We start from the raw sequence: 20,880 nt of genomic DNA on the forward strand, positions 1-20,880 counted from the left end.
TCTGCGCCGCAGACGATCTCGCCGCCGGCGCCGCCGCCGTCCGCGACAGGGCGCTTGCCGACTCCACCGCCTGGGACGTGACCGAGTCCCTGACGTCCGAGGTGGGCGCCCGCATGGTCGGCTCGCCCGCCATGACGCGGGCCAGGGACTGGGGCGTGGCCAAGCTGAAGGCCATGGGCTTCGAGAACATCAAGGTCGAGCCCTTCACCACGCCGGCGTGGTCGCGCGGGACGGAGTCCGCAGAGGTGGTCGGGCCCTGGCCGCAGAAGCTGGCGATCCTCGGCCTGGGTGGCTCGTCGCCCACGCCCGCCGGCGGGATCACGGCGCCGGTGGCCGTGTTCCGGAGCTACCAGGCGATGCTGGACCAGCCGCCGGGCTCGCTCGCCGGCAAGATCGCCGTCGTCACCCAGGCCATGGGGCGCACGCAGGACGGCTCCAGCTACGGCGCGGTCGGCATCCAGCGCCGCAGCGGCGCGGCTGAGGCGGCAAGGCGCGGCGCCGTCGGCTATCTCGTCCGCTCGCTCTCCACCGACGACACCCGCCTGCCGCACACCGGCGGCGGCGCGGCGGCGGGCATTCCCGCCGCCGCGCTCTCGCCGCCCGACGCGGAGTTGCTGGAGCGGCTCGCCGCCCGCGGCCAGCCGGTCAGCGTCAGGCTCGACATGCAGTCGTCGACCGACCCCGCCGCCCAGGCCTGGAACATCTCGGGCGAAATCCGCGGCCGGGAGAAGCCCGACGAGGTCCTGATCGTCGGCGGCCACCTCGACAGTTGGGATCCCGGCACGGGCGCGATCGACGACGCGGCCGGCATCGCCATCGCCGCGGCCTCGGCCAGGCTCGTGGGCCAGCAGGGCAAGCCGCGGCGCACGATCCGTGTCGTCATGTGGGGCTCGGAAGAGCAGGGCGGGTCGTCGGGCGCCTACCTGGCCGCGCACCGGGACGAGGTCGCGAGGATGATCGTGGCGGGCGAGAGCGACGGCGGCGCCGGACGCATCTGGAGCCTCAGCCTGCCCCGGGTCGGGGCCGACCATCCGGCCATGACCGCGTTCAGGGCGACCCTGCCCAGGCTGAACGTCACCGTCAGCCGCGCCGCGCCGTCCAGCGGCGGGGCCGACATCTCGGGCCTGATCGGCGTCGGCGTCCCGTTCGTCGACTTCAATCAGGACATGAGCCGCTACTTCGACCTGCACCATTCGGCCGACGACACGCTGGACAAGATCGACCCGGCGGCGCTGGCCCAGAACGTGGCGGTCTGGGCGGCCTTCCTCTACACGGTCGCCAATTCCGACATCGACTTCCGGGCCAGGCCCGCGACGGAGACCTCCCAGAAGTGAGCAACGCGAGCCAGCCCCTCTCCGGCCATCACGTCGCCGTCCTGCTGGGCGGCCTCTCCTCGGAGCGGGAGGTCAGCCTCGTCTCCGGCCGCGAGTGCGCCGACGCGCTGGAGCGCCTGGGCGCCCGGGTCAGCCGCGTCGACGCCGGGCGCGACCTGGCGCAGGTGCTGGCGGGGCTGAAGCCCGACGTCTGCTTCAATGCGCTGCACGGCGCGTGGGGCGAGGACGGCTGCGTCCAGGGCGTGCTCGAGACGCTGGGCGCGCCCTACACCCATTGCGGCGTGCTGGCGTCCGCGCTGGCCATGGACAAGGCCAAGGCCAAGGCGGTGCTGGCCGCGGCCGGCGTCGAGGTCCCCGGCGGCGGTCTCTTCAACCGCCACGCGGCCGCCCGCGACCACGTCATGGCGCCGCCCTACGTGGTGAAGCCGAACGCCGAGGGGTCTTCGGTCGGCGTCTTCCTGGTCTTCGACGGCGCCAACCGCCCGCCGCAGGAGATCGTGGCCCCCGACTGGACCTTCGGCGAGGAGGTCATGATCGAACCCTACATCCGCGGGCTGGAACTCGCCGTGGGCGTCATGGACGGCAAGGCCATGACCGTTACCGAAATCGTGCCGAAAACCGGCTTCTACGACTACGAGGCCAAGTACGGCGATGGCGGCTCGGAGCACATCGTGCCGGCCAGGATCCCGCCGCACGCCATTGAGAAGGCGAAGAAACTCTCGGAGATGGCCCACGCCGCGCTTGGTTGCCGGGGCGTTACCAGGTCGGACCTGCGTTATGACGACATTAACGATGTTCTGGTCCTTCTGGAGGTCAACACCCAGCCGGGGATGACGCCCACCTCGCTCGTACCCGAGCAGGCCGCGGCGGGCGGGGTGGATTTCGACCGGCTGGTGCTGTGGATCGTGGAGGACGCTTATGCCCGCGGCGGTGCGGGGGGGATCGCGAGTCGCGAGCCGGGGTAAGAGCCCCGCGGCTCCAGCCAAGGCCCAAGTCCAGGCGAAGGGCGGGAAGCGCGCCAAGGCGGAGGCCAACGGGGCGGCGAGGGTTTCTCCGAAGCAGATCTTGCTGATCGCCGCCGGCGTGCTCACCGCCGCGCTGGCGGCCACGCTCGCCACGGGCGGCCGCGGCCAGATGCTGGCGAGCGCCGTCGGGACGGGGATCGACGGCAAGTTCGGCGAGGCGGGTTTCCGCCTGAAGACCGTCCACGTGCAGGGCGCCTCGGCGCTGGCCACGGCCGACATCGTCAAGGCCGCCGCGATCTACAGGGACCAGCCGCTGCTGGGCCTCGACCTCGACGATCTCAGGACCCGCGTGGAGCACGTCGGCTGGGTGAAGGAAGCCCGGGTCGTGCGGCTGCTGCCCGACACCCTGATGATCGCCGTGAAGGAACGCCGCCAGCTCGCCGTCTGGCAGCACGGCGGCAGGAGCGAGGTCATCGACGACCAGGGCCAGGTGATCCGCGAGGCCGATCCCGCCCGCTTCACCAACCTGCCGCTCGTGGTCGGCGCCGGCGGCGCGCAGCATGCGGGCGAGGTCCTGCCGGTCATCGCCCAGCGGCCGAAGCTGATGGCCCGCCTCGAAGCGCTGATCCGCGTCGACGACCGTCGGTGGGACCTGCGGCTCAAGGACGGCTCGCTGATCCAGCTTCCCGCCGTGGAGGAGGAGGCCGCGCTCCTCCAGCTCGAACAGCTCGACCTGCGTTCGCGCATCCTCGAACTCGGCTTCGAGCGCATCGACCTGCGCAACCCCGACACGGTGGCGGTGCGACCGCGCGCCGCCGTCCCCACCGCGCCCGGCGTCCCCGTCGCCGAGGGCGTGTAACGTCCGCATCCAGTAGAGCCGCCGCCGATGTTGAAGTCCGCCGAACGTCCCGCCGAAGCCAAGGCCGCTCCCGCGAAGAAGGGCGAGAGGAAGGACGTCGCCCGGAAGGACGGGCGCGACGGCCTGAAGGCCGCGCTCGCGCCGCCCAAGATCATCGCCGCCGTCGACCTGGGCGCCGCCAAGGTGGCCTGCTTCATCATGAAGCCCGACGGCGTGCGGCGCGGTGACCGCACGCTCACCACCTGCGGCGTCGGCTACGTGCAGTCGCGGGGCATCCGCGGCGGCGCCATCGTCAACCTCGACGAGGCGTCGGCGGCCATCGCCCAGGCCGTCGAGCGCGCCGAGAACGTCGCCGGCGTGAACGTCCAGGGCGTCACCATCGCCACCGCCGGCGGCCAGCTCACCTCCAGCCGCGTGCAGGGCCGCGTCTCCATCGGCGCCCGCCCGATCGCCGACAACGACCTCGTCCGCGCCATCCAGAACGCCCTCAGCCAGATCAAGCTGCCGGGCCGCCGCGCCGTCCACATCCTGCCCATTGCCTGGGCCGTGGACGGGCAGGGCGGCGTGCGCGACCCGCGCGCCATGTTCGGCAAATGGCTGGGCGTCGAACTGCTCGTCGTCTCGGTGGCCGAGACCGTCTTCAACACCCTGGGCGCCTGCGTCGAGCGCGCCCACCTGCAGCTCGAAGGCGTCGTCGCCGCCCCCTTCGTCTCGGCCATGGCCGCGCTGGAAGAGGACGAGATGGACCTGGGATCGATCTGCATCGACATGGGCGGCGGCTCGACCTCGGCCTCGGTCTTCCGCGGCGGCTCCCTCGTCCACGTCGAGACCGTGCCGGTCGGCGGCCAGCATGTGACGCAGGACATCGCCCGCGGCCTTTCCACCTCCATCGCCGGCGCCGAGCGCATCAAGACCCTGCACGGCAGCGCCATCGCCTCGGCCAACGAGGACCGCGAGATGATCGAGGCCCCGCCTCGGGGAGACGACCCGGGCGCGGGCCCCGTCGTCGCTCCCCGCAGCCTGCTGAAGGGCATCATCGCCCCGCGCGTCGAGGAAACCCTCGAACTCCTGCGCGACCGCCTGAAGGCCGCCGGCGCCCCGGTGGAGCCCGGCGCGGGCATCGTGCTGACGGGCGGAGCCAGCCAGCTCGCCGGCGTCCGCGAAGTCGCCGTGCGTGTGTTCGACCGCCCCGTGCGTCTCGGCCGCCCGCGCCGCGTGCCGCACCTGGCCGACGCGGCGTCCGGTCCTGCGTTCACCGCCTGCGCCGGCATCCTGCACCGCGCCGCCTTCGGCCCGCGCGAGGCGGTCTCGACCAAGCAGCTCTCGTCGGCGAAGCTGCAACGCGCCCCGCTGGATCCCCGCGCCAACCCGGTCGCCAAGGCCGCCGCCTGGCTCCGCGACAACCTCTAGGCGGCTACGCCGGCGGCTTGATGAAGAGGCCCTGGCCCGTCGGCAGGGGGAACACGTTCAGGCCCCGCGCCTGGAACCACGCCATCTCGGCCCGGTACTGGGCGTGCGAGGTGCTCCAGCAGAAGTCGTCGAACACGATCACGCCGCCGGGCGACAGGCGGTCGTAGAGCGCGTCCAGCGCGCCGATCTCCGCGGCGGCGTTGTTCAGGTCGATGTGGATGAAGGCGATCCGCCCGGGACTGCCTTGCGCGAAGACGTCGGGCACCCGGCCCTTGATCACCCGGATGTTGCCATAGGTCGCGAAGCGGTCGCGCACCTCCTCGAAGGTGAAGCTCTCGCCGTAGACCGTCGCGGTCATGCCTTCGCGGCCCGGATCGCGCTGGTCGGCCGGCACGCCCTCGAAAGTGTCGTAGAGCCACCAGTTCCGGTCCCAGGTCGCGAAGTCGAGGTAGTCGGCGAGGAACTTGGTCGTGTGGCCCTTGTAGACGCCCAGTTCGACGTAGTCGCCCGGGATGGCCTTCGCCTGCTGGGCGGCGTTCAGCATCACCTGCAGGTTCCAGTGCCAGTTGAAGACGCCCGACGGCGCGATCGCCTCGTCCTGCGCGGCGAGCGTCATGAACTTCGCGTCGGCCGCGAACGGCGGGTTCTTGAACCAGGTGGCGATGCCCTCGCCGACGAAGGCCTGCGCGCCGGGGACGGACTCCAGCAACTGGAGCACCTCCAGCAGCTTCGGCCGGCGCGCGTTGGGGCGGTGGGTCATGCCCTGGCGGACCATCGGGCCCACCGCGCCCGGCTGGGCCCGGGCCAGCGCGCCGTAGAAGCCGCGCGCAAGGCCGAGGTTGCCGGCCTTGAACGCCGCGTCGCCCAGCATCGCCAGTTGTTCGGGCGTGGCGTCCTTGATCGTGATGTCGGCCATCGGCTGGCGGCGCCTTCGCGGTTCGTGGAGGCCGCACACCTATCCGCCTTCCAGCGGTGGCGCCATCCCGGCGGGATGGTCTATCTGCGCCGCATGGACCTCCTCCACATCCGCACCTCGGGCGGCGTCTTCGGCTTCGTCGGCCAGGTGCATGGCGACCGGCGCCGGCCGGCGCTGCTGGCGGTGAACGGAGCCTTCCCGGCGAAGGGTTACCTGCACGACCTCGTCGCCGCCTTTCCGGGCGCGAACGTGCTCGTCGCCTACACGCCCGGGATGGGGCCGCCGTGGAGTGCGCCGGGCGGGTCCGGCGCAGGCGGACTCACCGTACCCGACATGACACGCGGCCTGGGGGAGGCCGTCCAGCGCCTCGTCGGCGACGACCCGCTGGTGGTGTTCGCGGCCTCGACGGGCAACCTGATGGCGCTCGGCCTCACCCTGCCGGCCATCGTCCGCTTCGTCGCCGCCGAGCCCTTCTTCCGCACGGCGGGCCTCGCCCCCTTCATCGCCTTCGCCCGCCGCTATCTGGCCGACAGCCCGCCCGGCACGGGCCAGGAGGCCTATCTCGCCACCCTGTTCGGCATCCATGCCGACGGCCGCCTCGACGATCGGGACTACAGCCACCTCGCCGGCGGCATCCGCGTACCTGCCGACGTGATCGTCGGCAGCCGCCTCGACGCCTGGGACGGGGAGGGGACGCCTTGGCCGTCGCTCACCTCCGCCGAGGATCGCGGCCGGCTGCAGGCCAACCCGAACGTCACCTTGCATGTGGTGGGCGAAGGCACCGGCCACGACGTGGCCGTCGCCGGCGCCGGCAAGGCCCTGGCCCACCGGCTTCTCCACCGGGCCCTGCTCGACGCTGCGGAGCGGTGCTGACGGCTTGACGCACGCCACGGCCGGGTCGAGTCACTCCGACGCAGCGTTACTGTTGATTCGCGGGACGTTCCTTGGCGGGGCCCTGGAAAATCCTGTTCGGCAAAGCTCGATCAGCTTCCGACTCAATGTATGCGGTTAACGCTCGCTTAACGGTGTCGGCGCGTACTTAACGCATCGTTACCTCCGGGTGCGCCGGGCGAGGGGTGTCAGGCGCGCTAGACCGCAAAATTGGGGAAGGACGAAGCGTCCCATGACCATCTCTCTGTCCGCGCCGAAGGCCACGGAATTGAAACCGCGCATCGTCGTGTTCGGCATCGGCGGGGCCGGCGGCAACGCCGTCAACAACATGATCGAGGCCGGTCTGGAGGGCGTCGAGTTCGTAGTCGGCAACACCGACGCGCAGCAGCTCCAGTTTGCCAAGACCGAGCGGCGGATCCAGCTCGGCGTGCAGGTGACGCAGGGCCTCGGCGCCGGCGCGCACCCGGAAGTCGGCATGAGCGCGGCCGAGGAGAGCATCCCCGAGATCGGTGAGCACCTGGACGGCGCCCACATGGTCTTCATCACCGCCGGCATGGGCGGCGGCACCGGAACCGGCGCGGCCCCGATCATCGCCAAGTGCGCCCGCGAGCGCGGCATCCTGACGGTGGGCGTGGTGACCAAGCCTTTCCACTTCGAAGGCCGCCACCGGATGCGCCTGGCCGACGCCGGCATCAGCGAACTGCAACGCTACGTCGACACCCTGATCGTCATCCCGAACCAGAACCTGTTCCGCGTGGCGAACGAGCGGACCACCTTCGCCGAAGCCTTCGGGATGGCCGACCAGGTCCTGCACTCGGGCGTGCGCTCGATCACCGACCTGATGGTGCTGCCGGGCCTGATCAACCTCGACTTCGCCGACGTCCGCACCGTCATGACCGAGATGGGCAAGGCGATGATGGGCACGGGCGAGGCCACGGGCGAGGACCGCGCCCTGATGGCGGCGCAGAACGCCATCCAGAACCCGCTGCTGGACGAGGTCTCGCTGAAGGGCGCCAAGGCGGTGCTGGTGAACGTCACCGGCGGCCTCGACATGACCCTGCTGGAAGTCGACGAGGCGGCCAACGCCATCTCGGAGCAGGTCGATCCGGAAGCCAACATCATCTTCGGCGCCGCGTTCGACCCGACCCTCGAAGGCAAGGTCCGCGTCTCGGTCGTGGCGACGGGCATGGACGGCGCGTCCATCGCGGCCATCGAGCCCAAGATCGAGCGCCGCTCGCTGCAGGTCGAGCCCCTGCGCGCCGCGGTGACGCCGAAGGCCGAGCCGATCCTGGAAGACGCCCCGGTGCTGGAGCCGGCGGCCGCGGCCGCCGCCTTCGAGCATGAGCCGGCCCGCGAGGAAGAGCAGCCCGACATCTTCGCCGCCCCCCTGGCTGCGCAGGCGCCGCTCGCCGCCGACCCCGCCGCAGCGCCCGTGACCCGGATCGTCGATCCGGCCGCTGCCGAGCAGGGCGGCGCCGACGACGCGCCGCTGTTCGCCGAGCCGGCCTTCGAGCCGCGCAAGCCGCGCGGCGGGTTCCTGTCGATCTTCGGCGCACGCCCGCGCTACGACGCGCCCCCGGCGCCCGCGCCGGTGGCGCGCGAGGCGGCTGCGCCCGCGCCGCGTCCGGCGGCGACGCCGGCTCCCGTCCGTGGCGGCGCCCAGCCGCTGGAGGCGCAGGCGCCCGAGGATGTCGCGGACCAGAACGAGGATCTGGAGATTCCGTCCTTCCTGCGGCGGCTGGCCAACTAGCGCCGTTATCGAAGTCGGAAAAACTCCACGAAATCGTCACGCCGCGCCGCGGCGCAGACTGCTAGAACCTCCCGGAGCCCACCTCCGGGAGGTTTTCTCATGAACGCCAGCCGCATCATCTGGGTCTCGCCGCTCGCCGACGGCTGGGCGGTGCTGGCCGTGGGTCTCGAGCCCCTGGTCTTCCGCTCCGGCGCCCGCGCCGAGGCCCAGGCCAAGCGTCTGGCCACGGTGCTGTCCAGGCTGGGCCGGGCGGTGCAGGTGCGCATCCTCGACCGCGCGCGGAACCTGGTCGGGACGCAGCTCTATCCGGCGGTGTGAGGTGTTCGCTACACCGTGGTGAAAACCTGCATTCCAGAGTCGCCGGCGGCGGGGGCGGAATGGCGTAAAAGGTGTGGGAAATCAGATAGTTGACGGCGATTCCCGCACTGGAGCGACCCTCCGAAACACTGTGAAACACGAAGTGCTTTGCTGCGGTGCATCAAGCAGCTTAGCTGCGCGTTGGGGGCAAGGTGCGGTCGTGCGCCGCTGTATCGCAGGAAGGTCCGCCTTGGCCGCGTTCCAACACACCGTCAGGTCGCCGGCGCTGTTCGCCGGGATCGGCGTGCATACCGGAGAATACACCCGCGTCGCGGTGCGCCCGGCCGCCGTGGGCGCCGGCGTCGTCTTCGTGCGCACCGACGTCAAGGACCGCGACAACGTGGTGCCGGTTTCGGGCGAGGCGGTCTGCAAGACCCAGCTCGGCACCGTGATCGCCAACGACGCGGGCGTGACGGTCTCGACCATCGAGCACCTGATGGCCGCGCTCGCGATGCTGGGCGTCGACAACGCGGTGGTCGAGGTCGACGGGCCCGAGATGCCGATCATGGACGGCTCGTCCCTGCCGTTCGTCCGGGTCCTGGACCGCGCGGGCCTGCGCCCGCAGGAGGCGCCGCGCGCCTTCATCGAGATCCTCGAGACCGTCGAGGCGGTCGAAGGCGACAAGCGCGCGACGCTGTCGCCGGCCGACGGCTTCGAAGTGGCCTTCACCATCGAGTTCCCGACCGCCGCCATCGGCCGCCAGACGGTGGACCTGGCGATGGACGAGGCCGCGTTCCGCGAGGAACTGGCCGACTGCCGCACCTTCGGCTTCCTGCGCGACGTCGAGGCGCTGCGCGCCATGGGCCTGGCCCGCGGCGGCACGATGGAGAACTGCGTCGTCATCGACGGCGACGCGATCCTGAACCCCGAGGGCCTGCGCCGCCCCGACGAGTTCGTGCGCCACAAGGCGCTGGACGCCATCGGCGACCTCTACGTGCTGGGCGCGCCGGTGCTGGGCCGGTTCGAAGGCGTCTGCGCGGGGCACAGCCTGAACAACGCCCTGGTCCGCGCGCTGCTGGCGCGGCCCGAAGCCTGGCGCATGACCACGCTGGTCGAGGACCTGCGCGAAGCCGTCTGACCGAGGGCGTATTGCGAACCGTTCGCAATCGTCGTCTAATGCCGGCAGGGAGGACGCCTCCATGCCCGACGACGCCTCGACGCCCCACGCCACCGAACAGCTCGACGCGCTCTACCTGAAGCCGCATCCGTTCACGGTCGCCAAGGACATCGGCTGGATCGACCCCCATGGGCGCCGCTTCATCGGGCTCTCGCCGTTCGTGGCCCTGGCGACGGTCGGACCGGCGGGCGGCGTCGACGTCTCGCCGCGGGGCGGCGGGCCGGGCTTCGTGCGCGTGGCCGAGGACGGGCGGAGCCTGATGCTGCCCGACCGGCCGGGCAACAACCGCCTGGATTCCCTGCGCAACATCGCCGAGGGCGCGGGCCAGGTCGGGCTGATGTTCATGATCCCCGGCGTCGACGACATCTACCGCGTCAACGGCCCGGCGACCCTGGTGGTGGACGACGCGCTGGCCGCGACGTTCGAGGAGTTCGGCAAGGTCCCGAAGACCCTGCTGCGCGTCGAGGTGCGCGAGGCCTACCTGCACTGCCCGAAGGCCCTCATGCGCTCCGACCTCTGGGGCGACAGCCACCGGATCGACCGCGCCACCCTGCCGTCGCTGTCGGAGATGGTCTCGGACCAGCTCAAGCTGCCCAAGCCGGAAGCCACGCACGAGCAGCAGGTGGCGGGGCTGCGCCAGACGCTCTGACCCGGCCTGCGACCGCGCCGCCGTTTGCTCGCCACAAGTGGTGGTGTAGAAGCGACTCTCTCGCGTGGGGGCCCGCGCCGGTCTTGAGGTGAAGGTGTACTCGGTTCGCAAATCCACCACGGAATCCGGAACGGATCTCGAGGGCTCTCCGTCGTCGAAGCCGGCCTCTCCGAGCGGGAGAGCCGGGCGCGTCGTCCTGGTGGCCGCCGCCTGCGCCCTGGCCCTTTCCGCCTGCGCCAGCAACAAGAAGAGCAAGCCGCGGCTGGCCTACGAGGAGCGGCCGGTCGAACTGCTCTACGCCACCGGCGCCAACCGGCTGGACCGCCGCCAGTGGGCCCAGGCCGTCGCCTACTTCCAGGAGGTGGAGCGCCAGCACCCGTATTCGGAGTGGTCGCGCCGCTCGATCCTGATGCAGGCCTACGCCCACTACGAGTCGAACGACTACGCCGAGGCCATCGCCGACGCCGACCGCTTCATCCAGCTCTATCCGGGCAACCCGACGGCGGCCTACGCGCACTACATCAAGTCGATCTGCTACTTCGAGCAGATCGTCGACGTGAACCGCGACCAGGCGGCGACCGGCCAGGCGCTGGAAAGCCTGCGCGACGTGGTCCAGCGCTATCCGCGCACCGAGTACGCCTCGGACGCGCGCCTGAAGATCGACATGGTCAACGACCAGTTGGCCGGCAAGGACATGACCATCGGCCGCTGGTATCTGCGCCAGGGCGACACCCTGGCCGCGGTGAACCGCTTCAAGACGGTGGTCGACCGCTACCAGACCACGACGCACACGCCGGAGGCGCTCTATCGGCTGGTCGAGAGCTATCTCACCCTGGGCCTGCTCGAGGAAGCCCGGCGGAACGGCGCGGTGCTCGGCTACAACTACCCCGGCGACCCCTGGTACAACGACGCCTACAAGCTGCTGACGTCAAAGGGCCTGCGTCCCGCGGTGGAGCCCAAGGCGGGCGGGCGCGGGTTCATGCGGCTGCCCTTCAGCAAGGACAAGCAGCAGACGGTCCGGCCGCCGGGCGCCGTGCTCGCGCCCGAGAAGCCGGCCGACGCCGCCACGACGTCGACCGAGGCGGCCGCCACGACGCAAGCCGCGCCGGGCCCGACCGCGCCGGCCGAAACTGCGTCGGCCGAGGTCCCCAGGAAGAAAAAGGGCTTGCGGCTCCCCTTCACCCGGAAGGACTAGCCTCGGCGTTTCGGGGTCGTTTGGGGGCGTTTCGGGGGACACGATGCCTGTCTCCGGAACCCCGTCGGCAGCCGGTCGGGGAATATTGCGCCTGTCCCTCTATTTACGAGTCCGGCTCCTCCTTCCTGAAAGCGCGAGGGCGATGAATAGTGAGCTCAGGCTCATGAGGATCGAAACTCCTGACAAGACGGGGAATACGGGGACAGGAGCAATGTACCCGGAAGGTTTCGGGGCCTGGAATACGAGGACAGGAGCAAGGGGAATACGGGGGGAATACGGGGACAGGAGCAATGTACCCCGTCTTCGCCGACTTACAGCAGGTTTCGGGGACAGGATACCTATCCCCAGAAGGAAGGTGGCCGCCGTCCGGTTGCCCTCGGCCTCGTCGTGTCCCCGAAATGCCCGCCACGCCGTCGGGCGGGGTTCTATGGTTGGAGGAATACGGGGACAGGAGCAATGTACCCGGAAGGTTTCGGGGACAAGATACCTATCCCCATAACCCCATCGGCATCTGGTCGGGGAATATTGCTCCTGTCCCCGCATTCGCGCCCGAGAAGCCGGCCGACGCCGCCACGACGTCGACCGAGGCGGCCGCCACGACGCAAGCCGCGCCGGGCCCGACCGCGCCGGGCGAAACTGCGTCGGCCGAGGTCCCCAGGAAGAAAAAGGGCTTGCGGCTCCCCTTCACCCGGAAGGACTAGGCTCGGCGTTTCGGGGGCGTTTGGGGGCGTTTCGGGGACACGATGCCTGTCCCCGGAACCCCGCCGGCAGCCGGTCGGGGAATATTGCTCCCGTCCCTCTGTTTACTCTCAGCTTGAACGACTTCACCGGCATCGCGCGGGTGCTTCGGGGACACGATACCTTCCTAACCTTCCTGAACCTTCCTGGGGTACATTGCTCCTGTCCCCGTATTCCCGCGGGAGGCGCAAGCTGCGAAGCGGGTGCGCCGCCGGCGACGCGGTGCGAGCGGCGCGTGGCTTGGGACGGCCGGGGCCAACAGTTCTCGATAGCGGCCGCTCAGGCGGTCGCATCTCGGAAGCCGTAGGGTCGCCGGAGAGGCCTACCGGATGAATACGTGAATACGGTGAATACGGGGACAGGAGAAATATTCCCCGACCGGATGCCGATGGGGTTATGGGGATAGTTATCGTGTCCCCGAAACCTTCCTAACCTTCCTGGGGTACATTGCTCCTGTCCCCGTATTCCCCTCCGTATTCCCCTCTGGTCCTTGAACTGCGACCACTAGCTTCGACGCGAACGGCGACGCCGCAACGCCACACCATACGCAAATTAAACCGATCGCAGCGACGATAAGAGTGTTCCTGATCTTGCGCTTGCTCATGATCGAACCGTTCCTGTGCTCAGAATACGGGGACAGGAGCAATGTACCCCGTCTTCGCCGACTTACAGCAGGGAATACGGGGACAGGAGCAATGTACCCCAGGAAGGTTCAGGAAGGTTTCGCGGACACGATACCTATCCCCATAACCCCATCGGCATCCGGTCGGGGAGTGTTGCTCCTGTCCCCGCATTTCCCGACATCTCAGCTTCCCTTCCTGGAGCTCGCTGCCGAGAGTGCACAGGTCCCCAAAATGGCGCATGCGAGTGCGAACTGCGCCACGATCAATATATCAACCTCTACGCGCCCAGTGGCCGAAATAGCCAGTAGCCCTGAAAGACCAAATACCCAATAAGCGGAAACAGCCCCGCAAATATAAAGTGGCCATGATCTTAATGGGAGAATGGCGGATGCAATAAGTAAGAGTCCAACTAATACTACGTCCCACCCAGATTTCCCGGGCACATTCGCAAACCCTTCGGGAATATCTCCAGACACGAGCGACGTATCGGAAGACGATAGATATATGATGCCGATCGTAATCCCCGCCAAGCCGAGGATACTTCGGAAAATTCTCACTATGTTGAAGGTCGTATGGCTCATTTGGGTTATTCCGCATAACACCATGCAACGCAATGACTAGCAAGCAAACGGATTGTCCTCGGGGAATACGGGGACAGGAGCAATGTACCCGGAAGGTTTCGGGGACAAGATACCTATCCCCATATCCCCATCGGCATCCGGTCGGGGAATATTGCTCCTGTCCCCGTATTCGCCGGAAGGTTTCGGGGACAAGATACCTATCCCCATATCCCCATCGGCATCCGGTCGGGGAATATTGCTCCTGTCCCCGTATTCGCCGCCGTATTCGCCGCCGTATTCGCCGTATTCGGCGTCAGGCCGCGAGCGGACGATTTCTATATCCGACCCTATTGGGTATGACGACGGAACGAAGATCTACCGAGATTTGCGGAACCTCAATCATCTTTACCGGATAGTACTGAATATACGACAAAAATGACGCCCGACCCACAAACGATTGCCAAACCGAATGTAGCGAATCTAGAAAACGGATGCACGTCCGCGGCGCGCAAAGCAATGGCGCCAACAGCGTAGATCAATATCCATGGAAAAATTAGGACGTAAAAACTTCGAAGATTCAATTTGCCGTCAATGAATCCGGATTTCTTACGAAGGTAAAGTTTATATTCATGAAGTAACTTCATCTTGTTCGAATTTACCTCGGGCCGGGCCTGACGGCGCTCACCGGCGAGACCGGCGCCGGCAAGTCGATCATCCAGAATACGGGGACAGGAGCAATGCACCCCGTCTTCGCCCGCTTACAGCAGGGCCGGTTGCTGAATGGCCGGCGCCTGCGGCTTTCGTCCTGGCGCCCGACGGGCGATGGGTCGGCCCAGCAGGCGTTCCAGGTCGGCGACGAAATCGGCGGCGCCCAGCGGCCGCCCGGTCTGCTCGGCGGCCCGGAGCGCGGTGAACGCCGCCTCGTCGCCGTCGTTCTCGATCAGGTCAGCGAACCGATCGACCCGCTCCAGGACCGGCGCGACGGTGACCAGACCGTCATCCGCGCCGGCGAGATGCGCGCGGACGCTGGACCAGGCCCAGTCCTGCGCGCGCGCCACCAGCCGCGCACGGACCGGGTTCAGCGCCACGTAACGCACCGCCGTCAGCATGTGCGCCTCGTCCATCGCCACCGACGCGAAGCGGCCGTCGAACAGGTGGCCCCGCCACCGGCCGCGCGCGTTGACGAAGTTCGCCCAGCGTCGGTGCGCCTGGCCCAGGGCGCGCGCCATGCCGTCCGCGGTCGCCGGACACAGGATCAAATGGACGTGGTTGGGCATCAGGCAGTAGGCCCAGACCTCTACGGCCGCCTTGCGCGCCGCCTCGGCGAGCATGTCGAGATATATGTCCTGGTCGCCGTCCTCGAAGAAGATCGGCTCACGCCGGTTGCCGCGCGCCGTTACGTGATGCGGCAGGCCGGGGGCGACGATGCGGGCGAGGCGGGCCATCGTGCATGGGTTACCACGGCCCGAACGAAAAGGGAACATTGCTCCTGCCCCCCGCATTCCGGGTCGGGGAATATTGCTCCTGTCCCCGTATTGGTATCGTGTCCCCGAAATCGTTGGGGCCTTCAACGGGCGGCGATTCCCGGCGACATTGCTTGCGATGCTGATCGGTCTGCAGATCCGCGACGTGGTGCTGATCGAGGCCCTGGACCTGTCCATCGGGCCGGGCCTGACGGCGCTCACCGGCGAGACCGGCGCCGGCAAGTCGATCATCCTGGATGCGCTGGGCCTGGCCACCGGCGCGCGCGGCGACGCCGGGCTCGTGCGCCGGGGCGCCGCCCAGGCCGTGGCGACGGCGGCCTTCGCGCTCGCGCCGGATCACCCCGTCTGGGACCTGCTGGAGGAGAAGGGGCTGGCCTACGCGCGCGACGAGGACCTGGTCCTGCGCCGCACGCTTTCCGCCGACGGCCGCAGCCGCGCCTTCGTCAACGACCAGGCGACCGGCGTCGGGGTGCTCAAGGACCTGGGCGAGGCGCTGCTGGAGGTCCACGGCCAGCACGAGACCGTGGGCCTGCTCGACGCGCGCACGCACCGGCCGCTGCTGGACGGCTACGGCGACCTGCGCGCCCCGCTGGGCCGGACGGCCGCCGCCTGGGGCGCCTGGCGCGACGCGCGCGAGCGGGCGGAGGCGCTGAAGGCGGAGGTGGCGCGATCGGCCGCGGACGTCGAGGAGCTGACGTTCCGCCTGTCCGAACTCGACCGGCTCGATCCCCGGGAAGGTGAGGAGACCGAACTCGCCGAACAGCGGGCGGTGCTGGGCGCGGCCGAGAAGGCCCTGGCCGACATCGGCGTGGCGCGCGACGCCTTCGACGGGCTGGGCGGCAGGGTGGCGTCCGCCATCCGCGCCCTGGACCGGGCCCGCGAGCGCGCGGCGACCGCCGGCGCGGCGGCCGACGGTCCGGCGGCGATGCGCCTCGCCGCCGCGGCCGAGGCGCTGGACCGGGTGCTGGTCGAGGCCGGCGAGGCCGAGGCCGCCATCGACAACGCCGCCCGGGCCTTCGACTTCGAACCCGACCGGCTGGAGAAGGCCGAGGAGCGCCTGTTCGACCTGCGCGGCCTGGCGCGGAAGCTGAACGTGGCGGTCGAGGCGCTGCCGTCGCTGCGCGTGCGGTTCGCCGAGCGCCTGCGGGCGGTGGAGTCCGCCGAGGACACGCTGAAGGCCGCGGACGCCGAGGCGGCGACGGCGCGCGCGGCCTACCTCGCCGCCGCCGACGCGCTGAGCCGCGCCCGCAAGGCGGCGGGCGACCTGCTGGCGGCGGCGGTGATGAGCGAGCTCTCGCCGCTGAAGCTGGACAAGGCCCGCTTCCGCGTCGCCGTCGAGCCGCTCGCCGAGGCGCGCGCGGGGCCGGCGGGGCTGGACCGCGTCGCCTTCGAGATCTCCACCAACCCCGGCGCGCCGTTCGGCGACCTGGGCGCGATCGCGTCGGGCGGCGAGCTGGCGCGCTTCGCGCTGGCGCTGAAGGCCGCCCTGGCCGGGCGCGGGACCGGCCCGCAGCCGCTGATGATCTTCGACGAGGTGGACCAGGGCGTGGGCGGCGCCGTCGCCGACGCGGTGGGCCTGCGCCTGAAGCGCCTGGCGGCCCCGACGGACGGAAGGCCGGGGGCGCAGGTGCTGGTCGTCACCCACAGCCCGCAGGTGGCCGCCCGCGCCGAGGCGCACTGGCGCATCGCCAAGGCCGGCGACGACGCCAAGGGGGACGGGCGCGTCCGCACCGCCGTGGAAGTCCTCTCGCCCGCCGACCGCGAGGAAGAGATCGCCCGCATGCTGGCCGGCGCCCGGATCACCGACGCCGCCCGCGCCGCGGCCCGGGCGCTGATGGACGCTTGATCCTCGCAGAGATGTTCGCGTAATGTTCCTTCCTTTCCCGCGGCGTGGGAAAGGAAGGGGGCCGCGGGCGGCGTCGTCCTGAGGGCTGAGGGGCGGATTTGCGCCGGCCAGGCCCTGCCGCGGCCTTGCGCTTTCCACACCCCGCTCTTCGCCGGGCGGGAGAGGAAGGGTTCCGTGGGGCGGGGCGCGCGGCTAGACGTGGAGGCATGGCGCCGACTCCTGTCTCCGATCTCTCCGAAGCCGAAGCCGTCGCCGAGCTGACGGCGCTGGCCGACGAGATCGCGCGGCACGACATCGCCTATCATCAGAACGACGACCCCACGATCACCGACGCCGAGTACGACGCGCTGAAGCGGCGCAACGGTGAGATCGAGGCCCGTTTCCCGCATCTGGTGCGCGAGAACTCGCCGTCGCTGAAGGTGGGCGCGGCGCGGTCGGAGAAGTTCAGGGCGGTCGAGCACGGCGTGCCGATGCTCAGTCTCGACAACGCGTTCTCCGACGGCGACGCGGCCGAGTTCGACGCGCGCATCCGCCGCTTCCTGCGGCTGTCGCCGGACGAGACGGTGGGCTACACCGCCGAGCCGAAGATCGACGGGCTGTCCTGCTCGATCCGCTACGAGAACGGCGAGCTGGTCCGGGCCGCGACCCGGGGCGACGGGCGGGTGGGCGAGGACGTCACCGCCAACGTGCGCACCATCGGCGAGATCCCGCACCGGCTGGCGGGCGCCGGCTGGCCCGACGCGATCGAGGTCCGCGGCGAGATCTACCTGGGCCACGAGGAGTTCGCCGCGCTCAACAAGGCCGCCGCCGCGGCCGGCCAGAAGACCTACGCCAACCCGAGGAACGCCGCGGCCGGGTCGCTGCGCCAGATCGACCCGACGATCACCGCGGCGCGGCCGCTGCGCTTCTTCGCCTACGCCTGGGGCTACCACTCGCAGGCCTTCGCCGGGACCCAGTGGGAGGCGCTGGGGAAGCTGAAGGCCTGGGGCTTCCGGACCACGCCCGAGAGCTGCCGCGTCGAGAACGCCGCCGGCCTGCTGGCGGCCTACGCGAAGATGGAGGCGGCCCGGCCGCACCTCGGCTACGACATCGACGGCGTCGTCTACAAGGTCGACCGCCTGGACTGGCAGCAGCGGCTGGGCTTCGTCAGCCGCGCCCCACGCTGGGGCGTCGCGCGCAAGTTCCCGGCCGAGCAGGCGCGCACGATCCTGGAGGCCATCGACATCCAGGTGGGCCGCACGGGCGCGATCACGCCGGTGGCGCGGCTGCATCCGGTGACGGTCGGCGGCGTGGTGGTGGTCAACGCCACCCTGCACAACGCCGACGAGATCGCGCGCAAGGACATCCGGGTGGGCGACACCGTCGTGCTCCAGCGCGCCGGGGACGTGATCCCGCAGGTCGTGGAGGTGGTGCTGGAGGAACGGCCGCAGGACTCGCAGCCGTTCGCCTTCCCGACCCACTGCCCGTGCCCGCTGCACACCGACCTCGTGCGCGAGACCACGGCGGCGGGCGCCGAGACGGTGGTGCGCCGCTGCTCGGGCGAGTTCGCGTGCCCGTTCCAGAAGCTGGCGCACCTGCGCCACTTCGTGAGCCGCCGCGCCTTCGACATCGAGGGGCTGGGCGAGAAGCAGCTCACCCTCTTCGCCGAGAAGGGCTGGCTGAACGCCCCGGCCGACATCTTCCGGCTGAAGGCCCGCCGCGCCGAGATCCTGGAACAGGACCGGTTCGGCGAGACCAGCGTGACGAACCTGCTGGCCAGCATCGAGGACCGCCGCCGCATCGACCTCGACCGCTTCATCTACGGCCTGGGCATCCGCCATATCGGCGAGACGACCTCGACGGCGCTCGCCCGCCACTTCGAGACGGCGAAGGACTTCCGGGAGAAGGCCGAGCTGGCGGCAGGCCAGATGGGCGGCCCGATGTATGCCGAGCTCTCCGACCTCGACGGCCTGGGCCCGACGGCGGTGTCGGCGGTGCTGGCGTTCGCCCGCGGCGGACAGGGGCTGCTCGTCCCGCCGGACCTGTCGCTCGACAGTCGCCTGAAGCTCGCCGTGCCGAGGCTGAACTCGAAGGCGCGCGCGGCGCTGGAGGCGCGGTTCGGCGACTGGGCGAGCTTCGAGGCGGCCGCGCGGCAGGCGGCGGCCGAGACGCCCGGCGACGCCTTCCTGGAGGTGGCCTCGGTGGACGCCGTGGGCGTGGTGGCCGCGCGGATGATCGCGGAGTTCTTCGGCGAGGACCACAACCGCGCGCTGGTCGACGACCTGCTGGGCGAACTGACGGTCATCCCCGCGGAGAAGCCCAAGACCGACACCGCCGTCGCCGGCAAGACCGTCGTCTTCACCGGCAGCCTGGAGCGGATGACCCGCGACGAGGCCAAGGCGCAGGCCGAGCGGCTGGGGGCCAAGGTCTCGGGCTCGGTGTCGAAGAAGACCGACCTCGTGGTCGCGGGGCCCGGGGCGGGCTCGAAGCTGAAGGACGCCGAGAAGCACGGCGTGAAGGTCCTGACCGAGGACGAATGGCTCGCGCTGGCGGGCGGCTGAGATGGCGGGCGGGGTCAGCAACGAGCAGCGCCTGCTGATCGGCTACGACCGGCTGCGCAGCCACCTGCTGAACCTGGCCGAGCTGATCTTCCTGAGCGTCCTGGAGACCGAGCCGGAGAACCCGACGGCGCTGCGGCTGCTGGGCGTCACCCGCTGCAAGCTCGGGCGGAGCGGGGAGGGCGCCGCGCTGCTGCGCGCCGCGGCCGAGCGCGCGCCGGGCGTCGAGGCGATCTGGAGCGACCTCGCCGCGGCGCTCCGGGACCACGGCGATCCGGCCGCGGCCGCCGAGGCCTACGACCGCGCCGTCGCGCTCCGCGACCCGGCCGCCTCGCCGCCGTTCCCGCTGGACGCCCTGGCGTTCGCCCACGAGCGGGCGACGCACGCCTTCGAGGCCTTCGACTACCCCTACGCCGCCACGATCCGCTACGGCGCGGGCCGCCCGGCGCACCCGGGGCTGGCGGCGATCGTCGGCGCGGGGCGCGAGCGCTACGCCATGCTGCTGCGCGAGCTGGGGGGCCTCCAGGCCGACCTCGCCGCCATCCCGCTCGGCGGCACGGTGGAGGGGCTGGGCCCCTTCTGGCTGAACGCCTGGTTCTCGAACCTCGACGCCATGGCCCTGATCGCGATGCTGCGGCGGCTGAACCCCGCCCGGATGGTCGAGATCGGCTCGGGCATGTCGACCAAGTTCGCGCGCCATGCGATCCGCACCTACGGCCTGCGCACCCGCGTCACCTCCATCGACCCCCAGCCGCGCGCCGACATCGACAAGCTGTGCGACGCGGTGATCCGCCGGCCGCTGGAACGCTGCGCGCCCGAGCTGTTCGACGCCCTGGAGCCCGGCGACCTGCTGTTCCTCGACAGCTCGCACAGGTCCTTCCAGAACTCGGACGTCACGGTCTTCTTCCTGGAGATCCTGCCGCGCCTGAAGCCCGGCGTGGTCGTCCACGTCCACGACATCTACCTGCCCGACGACTACATCGCCGGCCATGTCCATCGGATGTGGAACGAGCAGTACCTGCTGGCCACGGCGCTGCTGTTCGGCGCCGACCGGTTCGAGATCCTGTTCCCGTCCTGGTTCGTCGGCCAGGATCCGGACCTGCGCGCCCTGGCCCGGGCCGAGATCTGCAAGGGCCCGCTCGCCGGCCTCGACCCTTATGGCGCCTCGTTCTGGCTGACGAAGACGGGTTAGCGGCGCGCCTTCAGTTCGTCGCAGGCGGCCGGCTCCCGGGTCCAGGCCAGGCTGGCGATCTTCCAGGCGCCGCGGTCCTTCACCAGGGTGAAGACGTCGATACCGCAGTGGGTGGTCTTGCCGTCGAGCCGGAACTCGTAGGGCGTGGACAGGGTGGCGAGCATGTCGCCGCGCACGCTGACGCGGGGCGACCACATCCGCTCGTCGAGGCCGGGGCGCAGGTTCCGGGCGAAGTCCTCGACGCTGAAGCGGCTGGTCCCGGGCGATCCGTCGGCGGCCAGTTCGACGGCGGTGAACAGGGTCCCGGGGAGGACGACCTGGGCGAGGGCCGCGCGGTCCTCCCTCGCCATCGCGTCGAAGAACCGCTGGACCGCCTCGGTCACGGCGACCTCTCGCGGATCGGGCGCCGGCGCGGCGGCCATCGCCAACGCGGCGATCAGTCCGATGGGCATGGCCT

16 protein-coding genes are annotated in these 20,880 nt (G+C 70.3%); 13 read left to right on the forward strand and 3 right to left on the reverse strand.

Translation table 11 applies throughout. From position 1 onward, the window contains the following. From JNL41_RS06390 to ftsA, 4 genes are all read left to right on the forward strand, one after another. The coding region (locus tag JNL41_RS06390) for a M20/M25/M40 family metallo-hydrolase (protein ID WP_293473443.1) at positions 1-1,334 on the forward strand (1,334 nt) is incomplete at its 5' end. Next, positions 1,331-2,299, forward strand: coding sequence for a D-alanine--D-alanine ligase (locus JNL41_RS06395; protein ID WP_293473444.1), 969 nt, complete (start codon positions 1,331-1,333; stop codon positions 2,297-2,299). The genes JNL41_RS06390 and JNL41_RS06395, both read left to right, overlap by 4 nt. Next, positions 2,253-3,158 carry a cell division protein FtsQ/DivIB gene (locus JNL41_RS06400; RefSeq protein ID WP_293473445.1) on the forward strand — a complete coding sequence of 302 codons (906 nt, stop codon included), beginning with the start codon at positions 2,253-2,255 and terminating at the stop codon, positions 3,156-3,158. The genes JNL41_RS06395 and JNL41_RS06400 overlap by 47 nt, the downstream gene beginning before the upstream one ends. Before the next feature lie 27 nt (positions 3,159-3,185). Then, a complete protein-coding gene (gene ftsA, locus JNL41_RS06405; protein ID WP_293473446.1) occupies positions 3,186-4,568 on the forward strand; it encodes a cell division protein FtsA in 1,383 nt (460 codons plus the stop codon). Between the two features lie 4 nt (positions 4,569-4,572). Here ftsA and JNL41_RS06410 read toward each other — a convergent pair whose 3' ends face one another. Further along, positions 4,573-5,484: a TylF/MycF/NovP-related O-methyltransferase gene (locus tag JNL41_RS06410; protein ID WP_293473447.1), complete on the reverse strand. Its 912-nt coding sequence runs from the start codon at positions 5,482-5,484 to the stop codon at positions 4,573-4,575. 75 nt (positions 5,485-5,559) lie between these two features. On the opposite strand from JNL41_RS06410, the gene JNL41_RS06415 reads away from it, so the two are divergent. The 6 genes from JNL41_RS06415 (at position 5,560) to JNL41_RS06440 (ending at position 11,443) form a co-directional block, all read left to right on the forward strand. Continuing rightward, the gene (locus JNL41_RS06415) at positions 5,560-6,357 is read left to right on the forward strand and encodes a hypothetical protein (protein ID WP_293473448.1); all 798 of its coding nucleotides are present in this window, start codon (positions 5,560-5,562) and stop codon (positions 6,355-6,357) included. Positions 6,358-6,607: 250 nt separating this feature from the next. Then, positions 6,608-8,125, forward strand: coding sequence for a cell division protein FtsZ (gene ftsZ, locus JNL41_RS06420; RefSeq protein WP_293473449.1), 1,518 nt, complete (start codon positions 6,608-6,610; stop codon positions 8,123-8,125). A gap of 99 nt (positions 8,126-8,224) precedes the next feature. Next, positions 8,225-8,443: a hypothetical protein gene (locus tag JNL41_RS06425; RefSeq protein WP_293473450.1), complete on the forward strand. Its 219-nt coding sequence runs from the start codon at positions 8,225-8,227 to the stop codon at positions 8,441-8,443. A gap of 229 nt (positions 8,444-8,672) precedes the next feature. Then, entirely contained in the window at positions 8,673-9,560 is an 888-nt protein-coding gene (gene lpxC / locus JNL41_RS06430) for a UDP-3-O-acyl-N-acetylglucosamine deacetylase (protein WP_293473451.1), read from the forward strand. A 61-nt stretch (positions 9,561-9,621) separates the two neighbouring features. After that, on the forward strand, positions 9,622-10,248 hold the full coding sequence (locus JNL41_RS06435; protein ID WP_293473452.1) for an MSMEG_1061 family FMN-dependent PPOX-type flavoprotein: 627 nt from the start codon (positions 9,622-9,624) through the stop codon (positions 10,246-10,248). Positions 10,249-10,447: 199 nt separating this feature from the next. Beyond that, positions 10,448-11,443 carry an outer membrane protein assembly factor BamD gene (locus tag JNL41_RS06440; protein WP_293473453.1) on the forward strand — a complete coding sequence of 332 codons (996 nt, stop codon included), beginning with the start codon at positions 10,448-10,450 and terminating at the stop codon, positions 11,441-11,443. A 2,679-nt stretch (positions 11,444-14,122) separates the two neighbouring features. Here JNL41_RS06440 and JNL41_RS06445 read toward each other — a convergent pair. Continuing rightward, positions 14,123-14,809 (reverse strand): transposase, encoded by a 687-nt coding sequence (locus JNL41_RS06445; protein ID WP_293473454.1) that lies wholly within the window; start codon positions 14,807-14,809, stop codon positions 14,123-14,125. Positions 14,810-14,966: 157 nt separating this feature from the next. Between JNL41_RS06445 and JNL41_RS06450 the strand changes: the two genes are divergently transcribed. The 3 genes from JNL41_RS06450 to JNL41_RS06460 all read left to right on the forward strand — a co-directional run bounded on the left by JNL41_RS06450 (position 14,967) and on the right by JNL41_RS06460 (position 20,423). Next, entirely contained in the window at positions 14,967-16,694 is a 1,728-nt protein-coding gene (locus tag JNL41_RS06450) for a DNA repair protein RecN (RefSeq protein ID WP_293473455.1), read from the forward strand. 206 nt (positions 16,695-16,900) lie between these two features. Beyond that, positions 16,901-19,234: an NAD-dependent DNA ligase LigA gene (gene ligA / locus JNL41_RS06455; RefSeq protein WP_293473456.1), complete on the forward strand. Its 2,334-nt coding sequence runs from the start codon at positions 16,901-16,903 to the stop codon at positions 19,232-19,234. Between the two features lies 1 nt (position 19,235). Beyond that, positions 19,236-20,423 (forward strand): class I SAM-dependent methyltransferase, encoded by a 1,188-nt coding sequence (locus tag JNL41_RS06460; protein ID WP_293473457.1) that lies wholly within the window; start codon positions 19,236-19,238, stop codon positions 20,421-20,423. Here the strand turns inward: JNL41_RS06460 and JNL41_RS06465 are convergent. Further along, the gene (locus JNL41_RS06465; protein ID WP_293473458.1) at positions 20,420-20,875 is read right to left on the reverse strand and encodes a DUF4440 domain-containing protein; all 456 of its coding nucleotides are present in this window, start codon (positions 20,873-20,875) and stop codon (positions 20,420-20,422) included. The two genes, JNL41_RS06460 and JNL41_RS06465, sit on opposite strands and share 4 nt — an antisense overlap. Positions 20,876-20,880 lie beyond the last annotated feature (5 nt).

Origin of the sequence: Phenylobacterium sp. (genome assembly GCF_016793285.1) — a bacterium.
GTDB lineage: Bacteria > Pseudomonadota > Alphaproteobacteria > Caulobacterales > Caulobacteraceae > Phenylobacterium.

Bases quoted from the DNA above. Each gene is read 5' to 3' on its own strand.
- JNL41_RS06450 (WP_293473455.1), top strand. From the start codon at position 14,967: ATGCTGATCGGTCTGCAGATCCGCGACGTGGTGCTGATCGAGGCCCTG.
- JNL41_RS06435 (WP_293473452.1), top strand. From the start codon at position 9,622: ATGCCCGACGACGCCTCGACGCCCCACGCCACCGAACAGCTCGACGCG.
- JNL41_RS06460 (WP_293473457.1), top strand. From the start codon at position 19,236: ATGGCGGGCGGGGTCAGCAACGAGCAGCGCCTGCTGATCGGCTACGAC.
- JNL41_RS06445 (WP_293473454.1), bottom strand. From the start codon at position 14,809: ATGGCCCGCCTCGCCCGCATCGTCGCCCCCGGCCTGCCGCATCACGTA.
- JNL41_RS06415 (WP_293473448.1), top strand. From the start codon at position 5,560: ATGGTCTATCTGCGCCGCATGGACCTCCTCCACATCCGCACCTCGGGC.
- JNL41_RS06410 (WP_293473447.1), bottom strand. From the start codon at position 5,484: ATGGCCGACATCACGATCAAGGACGCCACGCCCGAACAACTGGCGATG.
- ligA (WP_293473456.1), top strand. From the start codon at position 16,901: ATGGCGCCGACTCCTGTCTCCGATCTCTCCGAAGCCGAAGCCGTCGCC.
- JNL41_RS06425 (WP_293473450.1), top strand. From the start codon at position 8,225: ATGAACGCCAGCCGCATCATCTGGGTCTCGCCGCTCGCCGACGGCTGG.
- ftsZ (WP_293473449.1), top strand. From the start codon at position 6,608: ATGACCATCTCTCTGTCCGCGCCGAAGGCCACGGAATTGAAACCGCGC.
- ftsA (WP_293473446.1), top strand. From the start codon at position 3,186: ATGTTGAAGTCCGCCGAACGTCCCGCCGAAGCCAAGGCCGCTCCCGCG.
- JNL41_RS06465 (WP_293473458.1), bottom strand. From the start codon at position 20,875: ATGCCCATCGGACTGATCGCCGCGTTGGCGATGGCCGCCGCGCCGGCG.
- JNL41_RS06400 (WP_293473445.1), top strand. From the start codon at position 2,253: ATGCCCGCGGCGGTGCGGGGGGGATCGCGAGTCGCGAGCCGGGGTAAG.